Genomic DNA, 13,531 nt, shown 5'->3' on the forward strand with positions numbered 1-13,531 from the left:
CAGCCCGGTTCCGGCCCGGGTCCGCGAGCGACCGCGGACCGCCTCCTCGCAGGACCGCTCCCGGTCAGACGCCGACCGTGCACATCGTCACGGGCGGCCGGGGATAGACGAGCGCCATGGGCTTGGCGGGCTCCCCCTCCAGCGGATTCACATCCGGGCCGCACAGGGTGGGGTCCGTCCTGCCAGGGACCACGGCAGTGATCCTGTAGGTCGCCGACGGCCCGCACGCCACCTTGGTGGCCTTGCCCGCGGGAAAACCGACCTCCTGATGAAAGCAGTCTCCGACCTTCGCGTTCAGCATGAGGCACAGGTACCGTCCGCCCCGGGCTCCGGAAGAGACCGTTTCTCCGTAGGTGTTGTCGTCGCATCCCAGGTGGCCGCCCAGCATGGCCACTCGGTATGCGGCGGTCGGGGCGGAGCAGGCGACGATGCGGAAGTCGCCGGTGTACCCGGTCTTGCCGCCGCGCCCCTCCGCCTCCAGACAGTCGCCCTCTCGGGGCGCTCGATCGGTGGCCGTTTTCAGGAAGACGGGCACGCCCACCAACACCGCCACCATGAACACGCTCGTGAAGACCAGCCAGAACTTGGTCTGCCGACTCAAGCCGGGTGACGGGTCCGGCAGGTCTATCCGCAGTCTCTGCGGCTCCATCGGTCTTCGCCTTTCCGCCCGTGACCTGGCCGGTGTCCGCGACCGGGACATCAGCGCTCGGTCGTAGTTCTCACCCGTGGTGCTGGGACGCTCCCGTGCCTCCGTCGGTTCCGCGGCGACGCCGCGCGCGGCAGGGTTCTCGCCGGTCCCCGGGCCGCTCCCGCGATGTGTCGGTGGGGCCGCCTACGGTGGGGCGGCGTTAGGGATCGGCTCGGGCGCACGGCCGCCCGGGCGGGGCGGCCGCCGCACGCGTGCGGGGCTGGCATCATGTGGGCCGAACGCGCGGGTTGGAGGGCGGGATGGCATACGACGCCAAGGACGTCCTGAGGGGCGGGTACTCGCTGCTGGGCGCCGCGCGGGACCTGGTCGCCGACCACCGGCGGGCGCTGGCCGACGTGCACGCGGCGCTGGCGCCGCTGCGGACCGAGGCGGCGCGCGAGCAGCTCACCTCGATACCGCTGGCCCGGCTGAAGGACGTCACGGACGGGCGGCTGCGGCTCGGGCCGCTGGAGGAGGCCGGGTTCACCAGCGTCGCGGACGTGCTCGACTCGACGCCGTACCGGCTCCAGCTGCTGCCCGGGATCGGGCCGCAGACGGCGCAGCAGCTCCACGCGGCGGCCGGGAGCCTGGCGGAGGCGGCGGAGCGGTCGGCGACGGTGCGGATCGACGTCGACCGGCGGGACGAGGCGATGACGCCCGCCGTCGTCGCGCTGCACCGGCTGGTGAACGCGGGGCCGGAGCTGCCGCGGGCGCGCGCGGTGGCGGAGGAGGTCGACGAGCGCGTCGCGCCGCTGGTGCAGGACGCGCGGCCGGCCGGGTCGTGGTGGCGCAGGCTCCTCGCGCCGCCGGCGCGGCGCGAGCGGGCGCGGGCGGCGGTCGGCGAGCTGGCCGAGGCCCTCGCCGCCGAGGAGGCGCGCGGCACCCGGCTGCTGATCTCCCAGGCGTCGGTCGACCTGCTGCGGCCGCACGTGTCGGCCGACGAGGCCTGGATCGACTTCGAGCTGCGGGCCGCCGAGTACCAGACGCTCCTGGCCGAGCTCGCGGCGGCGGACCCGGAGCGGGAGGCCGCCGAGGGTTTCCTGCCGACCGACCTCGCGGCGCGGGTGAAGGCCCAGCCGCTCGACGACCGGTTCCGGCGGGTGTCGCTGCGCGGGTACCAGGCGTTCGGGGCGCGGTTCGCGCTCGTCCAGAAGCGGGTGATCCTGGGCGACGAGATGGGGCTCGGGAAGACGGTCCAGGCCATCGCCGCGATGGCCCATCTGCGGGCGCGGGGGGCCACGCACTTCCTGGTGGCGTGCCCGGCGAGCGTGCTGATCAACTGGGTCCGGGAGATCGAGACCCGCAGCACGATCGCCGCGCACCCGCTGCACGGGTCCGGCCGCGCGGGGGCGCTGCGCAAGTGGGCCGGGGACGGCGGCATCGCGGTGACGACGCTCGCCACCCTCCACTCCCTCGGCGTCCCGGAGGACGTGCGGGTCGGCATGTTCGTGGTGGACGAGGCCCACTACGCCAAGAACCACGAGACCCGCCGCGCCCGCGCCGTCGCCGAGTGGTGCCGCAGGACGGAGAACGTCCTGTTCCTCACCGGGACGCCGATGGAGAACCGGGTCGAGGAGTTCCGGAGCCTCGTCGCCCATCTGCGGCCCGAGGTCGCCGAGCGGGTCCGCCCGCACGACGCGGCGATGGGTGCGCGGGCGTTCCGGTCGGCCGTGGCGCCGGTGTACCTGCGGCGCAACCAGCGGGACGTGCTCGTCGAGCTGCCCGAGGTCGTGCACGTGGACGAGCTGGAGGAGTTCAGCCGGGCCGACGCGGCCGCCTACCGCAAGGCCGTGGCGGCGGGCAACTTCATGGCGATGCGCCGGGCCGCCTACGCCGTCCCGAAGCGGTCGGCCAAGCTCGACCGGTTGAAGGAGCTGGTGGTCGAGGCCGCCGAGAACGACCTGAAGGTCGTGGTGTTCTCCTACTTCCGGGACGTGCTGGCCGCCGTCGGGGAGGCGCTCGGGCCGGACACCCGCGGGCCGATCTCGGGCGAGACCCCGCCGGCGCGGCGGCAGGAGATCGTGGACGAGTTCACCGCCGAGCCGGGGCACGCCGTGCTGCTCGCGCAGATCCAGGCGGGCGGGGTCGGGCTGAACCTGCAGGCGGCGTCGGTGGTGATCCTCTGCGAGCCGCAGGTGAAGCCGACGATGGAGACGCAGGCGATCGCGCGGGCGCACCGGATGGGGCAGGTGCGGACCGTCCAGGTGCACCGGCTGATCACGCCCGGCGGCGTGGACGAGCGGATGCTGGAGATCCTGCACGTCAAGACCATGCTCTTCGACGAGTACGCGCGGCGCAGCGACCTCGCGGAGCAGACCCCCGACGCGGTCGACATCTCCGAGCGCGACCTCGCCCGGCAGATCGTCGCCGAGGAGCAGGAGAGACTCGGGACGTAGGGAAGGCCCGGGACGCAGGGAAGAACGCGGGGCATGCCCGCGTTCTCGCGGGCGGAGACCAGCCGATCAAAGGGGATTGTCATGGCGGAGGTCAGGGTGGAGCGCACCGAGGACGGCTTCCGGGCCGTCAACGGCCGGGGCGCGGCGGTCGCGATCGGGGACGGGGACACCGAGGGCGTCTTCACGCCGGTCGAGCTGCTGCTGGCCGCGCTCGGCGGCTGCGAGCTGGTCACCGTCGAACCGCTGACGGCCAAGCGCGGGCACCGGATGGCGCGCCTCGCCGCGACCGTCCAGGCCGACAAGGTCGCGACGAGCACGCTCGGCACGATCACGGTCACCTACGACGTGGAGCTGCCCGAGGGCGACGACGAGGCCGAGGACGTCCTGAAGGCCGTGGCCGCGCGCGTCCACGAGAAGTACTGCACCGTCGGCAACGCGCTCCGGGAGCCGATGAAGGTCGAGCAGGTCGTGTAGCGGCCCCCGGGCGCGCCGCGGGCCGCTAGCCGCAGGTGGCGCCCGCCGCCGGCAGCGCGCCGCGCAGCAGGTAGGCGTGCACGGCCTCGCGGACGCAGTGGTCGCCGGTGTCGTAGGCGCCGTGCCCCTCGCCCTTGAGGGTGAGGAGCGCGGCCCCGCCGCCGAGCGCCTCGGTCAGCGCGGCCGCCCACGCGTACGGGGTGGCGGGGTCGCCGGTGTTGCCGACGACGAGGATCGGCGCCGCGGACGGCGCGGACACCTCGCGCGCGGCGGGGTCGCCCTGCACCGGCCAGCCCGTGCACTGGAGCAGGCCCCACGCCAGCGGCTCCCCGAAGATCGGCGAGGCCGCGCGGAACCGCGGCAGGAGCCGGCGCACGTCGCGGACGGTGTAGCGGTCGGTGCTGTCGGCGCAGGTGATGGCGGTGTTGGCGGCGGCGAGGCTGCTGTAGGTGCCGTCCTGCCGCCGCCCGTTCTGGACGTCGGCGAGCATCAGCAGCAGGCTCCCGTCGCGGCGCCTCACCGCGTCGACGAGGCCCTGCGCGAGGTACGGCCAGGCGTCCTGGGAGTAGAGCGCGGCGGCGACGCCTGCCGTGCCGAGGCTCTGGGTGAGCCTCCGCCCGGACGAGGTGCGCAGCGGCTTCCGGTCGAGCCCGGTTAGGAACCGGCCGATGGACGCGGCGACGGACGGGCCGTCCTTGCCGAGGGGGCACTGCTTGGCGCCGAGCCGGGCGCATGCGGTCCCGAACTCGCCGGCGGCGCGCTGGAACGCGGCCGCCTGCTGCCGCGCCAGGTCGGCGCGGCTGAGCCGGGTGTCGACGGCCCCGTCCAGGACGGCCCGCCCCACCCTGCCGGGGAACTGGTGCGCGTAGCTGCCGCCGAGCCAGGTGCCGTAGGAGATCCCGAAGTACCGCAGCCGCTCGTCGCCGACGGCGGCGCGGATCATGTCCAGGTCGCGGGCCGCGTCGACGGTGCCGACGTGCGGCAGCAGCCGTCCCGACCGCGCCTCGCACTGCCGCACGAAGGCGGCGCGCCCGGCCGCGTACGCCCGCTCCTCGGCGGCGGTGTCGGGGCTGTCGTCCATGGCGGCGAGCGCGTCCATGCGGCGGGTGTCCGCGCAGGCGACGGGGCTGCTGCGGCCGACGCCGCGGGGGTCGAAGCCGATGAGGTCGTAGCGGGCGCGCAGGTCGGCGTACTGGCCCGCGGCCTGGGCGAGCGTGTCGACGCCCTCACCACCGGGGCCGCCGAAGTTGAACACCAGCGAGCCGATGCGCCGGTGCGGATCGGCCGCCGGCACCTTGATCAGCGCGATGCCGATCCGCTCGCCGGAGGGCTTGGCGTGGTCGAGCGGCACCCGGAGCGTCGCGCAGCGCACCCCGCGGGGCCGCTTGCTCCCGGGCGCCGGGGACGGCAGGCCGGTGCAGCGCCCCCACGCCGGCCGCGGGACGGCGGCCGCCTGCGCGCCGGCGGCCGCCGGCGGGGTGCCGGTCGCCGCGCGGGGCTCGCCGAGCGCGGTGCGCGACTCGCCGAGCGCCGTGCGGGGGCGGCCCGCCCCCGCCGAGAGGGAGAGCAGCACTAAGACGGCCAGGGCCGCACCGCCCACCGGCATCACGCCGGATGTCCCCCGATACCTGGCCATTCGTCCTCCCGTTCGCATCGTGTGAAGCGATCGGGATCTACCCAGGGCCCTCTATGCTGACTCCTGGTCGGCTCCAACGGGTCCGGTGGGAGGAGGAGCGGCGGGGGTCCCCCGGCGTCCCTGAGGCCCTCCCCCGAAAGTCCGGATACCGCATCAGGGTCGTACTACTCAAGTCTGAGATGAAGACCATTCGTCGCGGTGATCTCATTCGGGGGCCGTGCGGCAAAGATAGGTACCATGGCTCAACCCGCCCCCCCAGCGGCCCGCAGAAGCGAGGCCGGCGCCACCGGAATGCGGCGCCGCATCCTCACCGCGCCCCCTGTCTGGCGCGAGCTCCTGCTGGTCGTCCTCTTCTACACCGGCTATACGCTGACGCGCATCGTCCTGGTTCAGGACGGCACCGGGCCGGCGTTCGCGCACGCCGACGAGATCCTGCGCGTGGAGCGCTACCTGGGGCTGGACTTCGAGCTGCACCTCAACCAGACGCTGCTGACCGTGCCCTGGCTGGCGCGGACCGCCAACGTCTTCTACGCCACGATGCACTTCATCGTGACGCTCGCCGTCGTGGTCTGGCTGTACCGCTACCGGCCGCAGCACTACCGGTGGCTCCGCACGTCGATCATGGTCGCCACCGGCGTGGCGCTGATCGGCTTCTGGCTGTACCCGCTGGCGCCGCCGAGGTTCCTGCACAGCGAGGGCTTCGTCGACCCGGTGACCGCGCTGCACTCGCTCGGCCTGTACGCCAGCGACGCGTCCGGGAGCCTGACCAACCAGTACGCGGCCATGCCGTCCATGCACGCCGGCTGGTCGCTGTGGTGCGGGCTCGTCCTGGTCAAGCTGGCGACGCAGACGTGGGCCAAGCTCCTCGGCGTGCTCTACCCCGCCACCACCGTGGTCGTGATCCTCTCCACCGCGAACCACTACGTGCTGGACGCGGTGGCGGGCATGGCGCTCATCGGCGGCGCGCTGTGGGTGTCGTGGATCCTGTACACCCGCTGCCCCGCGCCGCTCATCATCGCGAGAACCCACGTCGCGCACCGGCTCCACCAGTGGACCGGGCGGCGCACGGGCGGCTCCGGGGCCGGCTCCGCCGCCACCGGCGGCGCCACCCGCCCCTGACGGGCGTACGACTCCGGGCCGACCGCGTACATCCCGGGGACTACGCGCCGCCCGGTCCCGCGGGCCGGGGGCTCAGTCGGCGCCGTAGAAGACGCGGTCGACGACGGCGCGGGCGCGGCGGGCGTGCCGCCGGTAGTCCTCCAGGAGGTCGCCCGTCCCGGGATAGTCGAGGACGCGGGCGACGGCGCTGCGCTCGCGGCGGTGGTCGGTGGGGAGCAGGTCCGACGCCCGGCCCCGCACCAGCATGAGCGCCCCCCGGATCCGGGTGGCCATGCACCACGCCTCCGACAGGACCTCGGCGTCCTCGGCGCTCAGTAGGCCGGCCTCGACCGCGGCGTCCAGCGCGTCCAGGGTGCGGGTGGTGCGCAGCGCCGGGACCTCGTGGGCGTACCGGAGCTGGAGCAGCTGCGCGACCCACTCCACGTCGGCGAGCCCGCCCGGCCCGAGCTTGGTGTGCAGGCGCCGCTCGACGCCGCGCGGGAGCCGCTCGGACTCCATCCGCGCCTTCAGCCGCCGGATCTGCCGGACGGCGTCCTCTCCGATCCCGTCCTCGGGCCAGCGGACGGGGTCGATCAGCGCGCGGAACCGCTCGCACAGCTCCGGATCGCCGATCATCGGGTCGGCGCGCAGCAGCGCCTGCGCCTCCCAGGGCTCCGACCAGCGGGCGTAGTAGGCGGCGTAGGACGCGAGGGTGCGCACGAGCGGCCCCTGGCGCCCCTCGGGGCGCAGGTTCGGGTCGACCACCAGCGGCGGGTCGGGGGCGGGCAGCGCGAGCAGGCGCCGCAGCTCCTCGGCGACGGCGTGCGCGGCGCGACCGGCGGCGCCCTCGTCCGCGCCGGGCAGCGGGTCGTGCACGAACATCACGTCGGCGTCGCTGCCGTAGCCGAGCTCGTGGCCGCCGAAGCGGCCCATCGCGACGACCGCCATCCGGGTCGGCAGCGGGCCGCGGGACTCCATCTCGATCTTGTTGATCGCGGCCTGGAGCGCGGCCTCGACGGTGACGGAGGCGATGCCGGTCAGCGCCTCGCCCACCGCGCGGACGTCCACCAGGCCGAGCAGGTCGGCGACGGCCACGCGGAAGAGCTCGCGGCGCCGCAGCGCCCGCACCACCCCGACCGCCTCCTCGGCGCCGCCGCTCACCCGCGCCTCTGGCGCGCCGCTCACCCGCGCCTCCGGCGCGGCGGCCCCGCGCGGCCCCTCGTTGTGGCGGCGGACGGCGGCGAGCGCCTCCGCGCGCAGCGCCTCGCAGGGGCGCGGCTCCAGGCCGGTGTCGCTGCCGAGCAGGGCGACCGCCTCGGGGGCGCGCAGCAGCAGGTCGGTGGCGTAGCGGCTGGAGCCGAGCACCCACGCCATCCGCTCGGCGACGGTCACCTCGTCGCGCAGCAGCCGCAGGTACCAGGGCGTGGTGCCGAGGGCGTCGCTGACCTGCCGGAACCCGAGCAGCCCCGCGTCGGGGTCGGGCGCGTCGGCGAACCAGCCGAGCATGACCGGCAGCAGCGTCCGCTGGATCGCGGCCCGCCGCGACACGCCCGCGGTCAGCGCCTCGATGTGCCGGAGCGCGCCCGCCGGGTCGGCGTACCCGAGCGCCTCCAGCCGGACGCGGGCCGCCTCCGGGGTGAGCCGGGACTCCTCCCCCGGCAGCCGGGCCACCGCCCGCAGCAGCGGCCGGTAGAACAGCTTCTCGTGGATGCGGCGGACCTCCCGGGCGTGCCGCCGCCACAGCGCGGTGAACTCCCCGACCGGGTCGGTGCGCAGCCCGAGGGCGCGGCCGAGGCGGCGCAGGCCGCCCTCGTCGTCCGGGACGAGGTGGGTGCGGCGCAGCCGGTGCAGCTGGACGAGATGCTCCACGCGCCGCAGGAACCGGTACGCCGACGCCAGCGCCGCCGCGTCGTCGCGCGCGACGTAGCCGCCCTGGGACAGGTCGGCGAGGGCGTCCAGCGTGGTCGGGCTGCGGAGCTTCTCGTCGGCGCGGCCGTGGACGAGCTGGAGCAGCTGCACCGCGAACTCGACGTCGCGCAGCCCGCCCGGCCCGAGCTTGAGCTGCCGCTCGGAGTCGGCGGTGCGCTGGTTCAGGTCGGCCTCGACGCGGCGCCGCATGGCCTGGACGTCCTCGACGAAGCTCTCCCCCTCGGCCGCCTTCCACACGATCGGGGTGATCATGTCGAGGTAGCGGGCGCCGAGGCCGGCGTCGCCCGCGACGGGACGGGCCTTCAGCAGCGCCTGGAACTCCCACGTCTTGGCCCACCGCTCGTAGTAGGCGCGGTGGCTGGCGAGGGTCCGCACGAGCGGCCCGGACCTGCCCTCCGGGCGCAGCGCCGCGTCCACCTCCCAGAGCGAGCCCTCCTCGGTCGAGGCCGAGCAGGCCCGCATCATCGCCGACGCCAGCCGGGTCGCGGTGCGCAGCGCGGCGTCCTCGTCCTGCCCCTCACCGGTCTCGCCGGCACCCCGCGCTTCCGCCACGAAGACCACGTCGACGTCGCTGACGTAGTTCAGCTCGCGGCCCCCGCACTTGCCCATGCCGATCACGGCGAGCCGGCACGCCTCGTGCCCGGGGACCTCGGCGCGGGCGATCGCGAGGCCGGCCTCCAGCGCGGCGGCGGCGAGGTCGGCCAGCTCGGCGGCGACCTCGGCGACGTCGGCCAGGCCGATCAGGTCGCGTCCGGCCAGCGCGAGAAGGCGGCGCCGGTAGGCGACGCGGAGCCCGACGAGCGCGTCCTCGCCGCGGGCCACCGGCTCCTCGGCGGACGGGTCGGCGCCGACGGCGGCGAGCAGGTCGTCGCGGGGGGTGCCGAGCGGGCCCGCGAAGCCGTCGCGCAGCACCCGCCAGTGGTCCGGGTGCCGCGCCAGGTGGTCGCCGAGCGCCGCACTCACCCCGAGGACGGCGGTCAGCCGCTCCCGCGTCCCCGGCTCGGCGGCGAGCGCCGCGCGCAGCTCGCCGCCGGCGGCGGGGAGCAGGCGCAGCAGCCCGTCGAGGGCGAGGTCGGGATCGGCGGTGCCGCCGAGCGCGTCGAGCAGGCGGTCATCGGGCCCCGAGCCGTCCCGCTCGGCCTCCGCGAGCAGCCGCTCCGCCCGCGCCGCGTGGGTGAAGCCGAGCCGCGCCAGGCGTCCGGCGAGCGAGGGACGGCGGTCGGAAGTCCAGGACTCGGTCACAGGACCAACCGTAATCCGGTACGGGCCTCAGAGGACGGCCAGCAGCCGCTTCCGCTCGAATTCGGTCACCTGGCGGCGGTAGTCCTCCCACTCCTGGCGCTTGTTGCGCAGGAAGAAGTCGAAGACGTGCTCGCCGAGGACGTCGGCCATCAGCTCGCTGCGCTCCATCGCGTGGATGGCCTCGTCCAGGTTCTGCGGCAGCGGCTCGATGCCGAGGGCGCGCCGCTCGGCCACGGTGAGGGCCCAGACGTCGTCCTCGGCGCCCGGCGGCAGCTCGTAGCCCTCCTCGATCCCCTTGAGCCCGGCCCCGAGGATCGCCGCGAACGCCAGGTAGGGGTTCGCGGCCGTGTCCAGCGACCGGAACTCGATGCGGGTCGAGTGGCCCTTGTGCGGCTTGTACATGGGGACGCGGATCAGGGCGGACCGGTTGTTGTGCCCCCAGCAGATGTAGGAGGGGGCCTCTCCCCCGAGGCCCGCCGTCGAGCCGACGTTGCCCCACAGCCGCTTGTAGGAGTTGACCCACTGGTTGCACACGGCGGTGATCTCCGCGGAGTGCCGCAGCAGCCCGGCGATGAACGCCCGCCCCGCCTTGGAGAGCTTGTACTCCGCGCCGGGCTCGTAGAAGGCGTTGCGGTCGCCCTCGAACAGCGACATGTGGGTGTGCATGCCCGAGCCGGGGTACTCGGTGAACGGCTTCGGCATGAACGAGGCGTGCACGCCCTGCTCCAGCGCGACCTCCTTCATGACGAGCCGGAACGTCATGATGTTGTCGGCGGTGGTGAGCGCGTCGGCGTACCGGAGGTCGATCTCCTGCTGGCCGGGGGCGCCCTCATGGTGGCTGTACTCCACCGAGATGCCCATCGCCTCGAGCATCGTGATGGCGTTGCGCCGGAAGTCGTGCGCGGCGCTGTGCGGGGTGTGGTCGAAGTAGCCGCCCGAGTCCGCCGGCTCGGGCTCGCGGCCGTCCTCCGGCTTGTCGTTGAGCAGGAAGAACTCGATCTCGGGGTGGGTGTAGAAGGTGAACCCGAGGTCGGCGGCCCGCGCCAGCGCCCGCTTGAGGACGTAGCGGGGGTCGGCGAAGCTCGGCGTCCCGTCCGGCATGAGGATGTCGCAGAACATGCGGCCCACGCCCGGCGACTCCGACCGCCAGGGCAGCACCTGGAAGGTGGACGGGTCCGGCTTGGCGATCATGTCGGCCTCGTACACCCGGGCGAAGCCCTCGATCGCCGAGCCGTCGAAGCCGATGCCCTCGCCGAAGGCGCCCTCCAGTTCGGCGGGGGCGACGGCCACCGACTTCAGGAACCCGAGCACGTCGGTGAACCACAGCCGGATGAAGCGGATGTCGCGCTCCTCAAGAGTGCGGAGCACGAACTCCTGCTGACGGTCCAATGCCCTCTCCCTCGGTACTGCCCTGTCGGCGGGACTGCGGTGTCGACGACGCGGGCCCGGCATGCCGGCCGTGCTGAGCCGGTCCGGCTACATCTGCAGTATGCCCGGCCGCTGTTACCGCGACGTTACGCGTCCGCGGCCGGTGATCGGAACATATCCGACCCGGGACCGTCCTCGATCCGCGCGGCGGCCGGGTCGAGGACGCGCGAAAGGAAGGTCCTCGTCCGCTCGTGCTCCGGATCGCCGATCACCCGGGCGGGCGGGCCCTCCTCCACGACCACCCCGCCGTCCATGAACACCACCCGGTCGGCCACCTCCCGGGCGAAGCTCATCTCGTGGGTGACGACGAGCATCGTCATCCCCGCCTCCGCGAGCCCGCGCATGACGCCGAGGACGTCCCCGACCAGTTCGGGGTCGAGCGCGGACGTCGGCTCGTCGAACAGCATCACCTCGGGGCCCATCGCGAGCGCGCGGGCGATCGCCACGCGCTGCTGCTGGCCGCCGGACAGCTGCGCCGGGTAGGCGTCGACCTTGTCCGCCAGCCCGACCCGTTCCAGGTTCTCCCGGGCGGTCCGCTCGGCCTCCGCCCGGCCCCGCCGCAGCACCTTCCGCTGGGCGATCACGACGTTGCCGAGCGCGGTGAGGTGCGGGAACAGGTTGAACGACTGGAAGACCATGCCGATCCGGCGGCGGACGGCGTCGATGTCGACCTCGGGGTCGGTGACCTCGGCGCCGCCGACCCGGACCGTCCCGGCGGAGGGCTCCTCCAGCAGGTTGACGCACCGCAGCAGCGTCGACTTGCCCGACCCGGAGGGGCCGATCACGCAGACGACCTCCCCCGCCTCGACGCGGAAGTCGATGCCGCGCAGCACCTCGTTCGCCCCGAACGACTTGTGCAGACCGCTGATCTCGATGGCCGCCGGGTTCCCGGTGTCCTTGCCGAGGCTCGTCATCGCCGCCCCCTGCGCTGCCGCGCCTCCAGCCGCCGGGCCAGCAGGCTCAGCGGGATCGTGATGAGCAGATAGCAGATCCCGGCCACGATGATCGGGGTGGTGTTGCCCTGCTCGCCCGCGAGGTCGCGGCCGAACTTCGTGAGCTCCCGCTGTTCGAGCGTGATGCCGAGGAACAGCACCAGCGAGGAGTCCTTGCAGAGCAGCACCAGCTCGTTGGTCAGCGGCGGGATGATGATCCGGAACGCCTGCGGGATGACGATCGAGCGCATCGCGCGGGTGTGCGACATGCCGAGCGACCGCGCCGCCTCCAGCTGCCCCTTCGGGACGGCTTCGATCCCGGCCCGGATCGTCTCGGCCATGTACGCGGTGGCGGCGAGGCCGAGGGCCAGGCCCGCCTGCCCCGCGGCGCCGCCGGGGATGTTGGTGCCGGGGAAGGCCAGCGGCACGCCGACGCCCACGAAGATGAAGATCAGCAGGAGCGGCAGGCCGCGGAAGACCTCGATGTAGCCGGTGGCGAACCACCGGTACGGCGGCACCGACGACAGCCGCATCAGCGCGACGACCAGCCCGCCGCCGAGGCCGAGGCCGAACCCGACCGCGGTGTAGACGGCGGTGTTGCGCAGCCCGATCGTGATGATGTCGGGGAACAGGCTCTTCGCGACGTCCCAGTTGGCGAAGTTGAGCCGCAGGGTGCCCCAGTCGGCGAGCGCCGCGACCAGCACGATGACGACGATGAAGATCCCGTACTGGCCGCCCAGGGAGAGCTGCCGGCGGCGCCGGCGGGTCAGCCCGCCCGGCGCCGCCGCCCCGGCCGGCTCGGCGGTCACGATCCGCCGCCGGCGCTCGGCGGCATTGGACCGATCCACTTCTCGTAGATCCGCTTGTAGGTCCCGTCCGACTTCGCCTGCGCGATCACCTGGTTGGTGAGCTTCACCAGTTCGGGGTTGTGGCCCTTGCGCATCCAGAACCCGTACTGCTCGCCGGTGTTGAGGTTCGCGGCGATCTCGAAGCCGGAGTTCGCCGGGTCCTTCAGCCAGCCCTTGACGACCGGGTCGTCCTGGACGATCACGTCCACCTGGCCGGTGCGCAGGCCGTTCAGCTCCGCGTTGGAGTTGTCGAACGAGCGCGGGTCGAAGCCCTTGCCCTTGACGAAGTCCTCGCCGGTGGTGCTCGCCTGCGAGCCGAGCTTGAGCTTCTTGGCCTTGACGTCGTCGAGCGAGGTGATCCCGCTGCCCTTCTTCGCCATCAGCGACTGGGTGGCGTCGAAGTAGGGGGCGGAGACGTCCATGAACTTCACCCGGTCGGGCTTGATCGTCATGCCGCCCATCTGGATGTCGCACTTGCCGGCGTTGAGCGCCGAGCCCGTCTTCATCGTCTCGAACGGGGTGTCCACGATCTTCTGGGTGACGCCGAGCCGCTTGGCGACCAGGTCGATGAGGTCGACGTCGAAGCCGACGACCTTGCCCGACTTCTTGTCCTCCGACTGGAAGGGCGGGTAGGGCAGGTGCGTGCACGAGGTGAGCGCGCCCTTCTCGATGAGCTTCACGCCCTGCACCGTCGCGCCCTTGTCGCCGCCGCACGCCGACGCCGTCAGCGCCAGGGCCGCGAGCCCCGCGCCGAGCGCCCGGAGTGTCGTCCGTCTCGACACGTTTCCTCCTGATCATGCTGCCTTCTGATCAAGGCACTATCGCACGGCCGCCCGGGTGGACGGCAGGGGCGGGGGCTG

10 protein-coding genes are annotated in these 13,531 nt (G+C 73.8%); 3 read left to right on the forward strand and 7 right to left on the reverse strand.

Annotated elements, in window-relative coordinates; all coding sequences use genetic code 11:
* Positions 1–64: 64 nt before the first annotated feature.
* Positions 65–649, reverse strand: a complete 585-nt coding sequence (locus K4S16_RS04445; protein ID WP_149257470.1) for a hypothetical protein — start codon at positions 647–649, stop codon at positions 65–67.
* A gap of 299 nt (positions 650–948) precedes the next feature.
* Here K4S16_RS04445 and K4S16_RS04450 point away from each other — a divergent pair, with 299 nt between their 5' ends.
* Both K4S16_RS04450 and K4S16_RS04455 read left to right on the forward strand, forming a co-directional pair.
* Positions 949–3,084, forward strand: coding sequence for a DEAD/DEAH box helicase (locus K4S16_RS04450; RefSeq protein ID WP_149257471.1), 2,136 nt, complete (start codon positions 949–951; stop codon positions 3,082–3,084).
* Positions 3,085–3,165: 81 nt separating this feature from the next.
* Positions 3,166–3,558 (forward strand): OsmC family protein, encoded by a 393-nt coding sequence (locus K4S16_RS04455; protein ID WP_149257472.1) that lies wholly within the window; start codon positions 3,166–3,168, stop codon positions 3,556–3,558.
* A gap of 25 nt (positions 3,559–3,583) precedes the next feature.
* Here the strand turns inward: K4S16_RS04455 and K4S16_RS04460 are convergent, their stop codons facing one another.
* Positions 3,584–5,194 carry an alpha/beta hydrolase gene (locus K4S16_RS04460; protein WP_200841681.1) on the reverse strand — a complete coding sequence of 537 codons (1,611 nt, stop codon included), beginning with the start codon at positions 5,192–5,194 and terminating at the stop codon, positions 3,584–3,586.
* A gap of 237 nt (positions 5,195–5,431) precedes the next feature.
* On the opposite strand from K4S16_RS04460, the gene K4S16_RS04465 reads away from it, so the two are divergent.
* A complete protein-coding gene (locus K4S16_RS04465) occupies positions 5,432–6,313 on the forward strand; it encodes a phosphatase PAP2 family protein (RefSeq protein ID WP_235036560.1) in 882 nt (293 codons plus the stop codon).
* A 72-nt stretch (positions 6,314–6,385) separates the two neighbouring features.
* On the opposite strand, the gene K4S16_RS04470 is transcribed toward K4S16_RS04465, so the two are convergent.
* The 5 genes from K4S16_RS04470 to K4S16_RS44945 form a co-directional block, all read right to left on the reverse strand.
* Positions 6,386–9,463, reverse strand: a complete 3,078-nt coding sequence (locus K4S16_RS04470) for a bifunctional [glutamine synthetase] adenylyltransferase/[glutamine synthetase]-adenylyl-L-tyrosine phosphorylase (RefSeq protein ID WP_149257473.1) — start codon at positions 9,461–9,463, stop codon at positions 6,386–6,388.
* A 27-nt stretch (positions 9,464–9,490) separates the two neighbouring features.
* Positions 9,491–10,852 (reverse strand): type I glutamate--ammonia ligase, encoded by a 1,362-nt coding sequence (gene glnA, locus K4S16_RS04475; RefSeq protein WP_149257474.1) that lies wholly within the window; start codon positions 10,850–10,852, stop codon positions 9,491–9,493.
* A 125-nt stretch (positions 10,853–10,977) separates the two neighbouring features.
* Complete coding sequence (locus tag K4S16_RS04480) at positions 10,978–11,805, reverse strand: amino acid ABC transporter ATP-binding protein (protein ID WP_149257475.1); 828 nt, start codon at positions 11,803–11,805, stop codon at positions 10,978–10,980.
* Positions 11,802–12,671, reverse strand: a complete 870-nt coding sequence (locus K4S16_RS44940) for an amino acid ABC transporter permease (protein WP_235036561.1) — start codon at positions 12,669–12,671, stop codon at positions 11,802–11,804. The genes K4S16_RS04480 and K4S16_RS44940 overlap by 4 nt, the downstream gene beginning before the upstream one ends.
* Positions 12,629–13,453, reverse strand: a complete 825-nt coding sequence (locus K4S16_RS44945) for a transporter substrate-binding domain-containing protein (RefSeq protein ID WP_200841682.1) — start codon at positions 13,451–13,453, stop codon at positions 12,629–12,631. The genes K4S16_RS44940 and K4S16_RS44945 overlap by 43 nt, the downstream gene beginning before the upstream one ends.
* Positions 13,454–13,531: the final 78 nt, after the last annotated feature.

Origin of the sequence: Actinomadura sp. K4S16, assembly GCF_008327685.1 — a bacterium.
GTDB lineage: Bacteria > Actinomycetota > Actinomycetes > Streptosporangiales > Streptosporangiaceae > Spirillospora.

What these genes read in the sequence shown, in the direction of transcription:
- K4S16_RS04455 (WP_149257472.1), top strand. Translation starts at nt 3,166, where the DNA reads ATGGCGGAGGTCAGGGTGGAGCGCACCGAGGACGGCTTCCGGGCCGTC.
- K4S16_RS04460 (WP_200841681.1), bottom strand. Translation starts at nt 5,194, where the DNA reads ATGGCCAGGTATCGGGGGACATCCGGCGTGATGCCGGTGGGCGGTGCG.
- K4S16_RS04480 (WP_149257475.1), bottom strand. Translation starts at nt 11,805, where the DNA reads ATGACGAGCCTCGGCAAGGACACCGGGAACCCGGCGGCCATCGAGATC.
- K4S16_RS04450 (WP_149257471.1), top strand. Translation starts at nt 949, where the DNA reads ATGGCATACGACGCCAAGGACGTCCTGAGGGGCGGGTACTCGCTGCTG.
- K4S16_RS04445 (WP_149257470.1), bottom strand. Translation starts at nt 649, where the DNA reads ATGGAGCCGCAGAGACTGCGGATAGACCTGCCGGACCCGTCACCCGGC.
- K4S16_RS04465 (WP_235036560.1), top strand. Translation starts at nt 5,432, where the DNA reads ATGGCTCAACCCGCCCCCCCAGCGGCCCGCAGAAGCGAGGCCGGCGCC.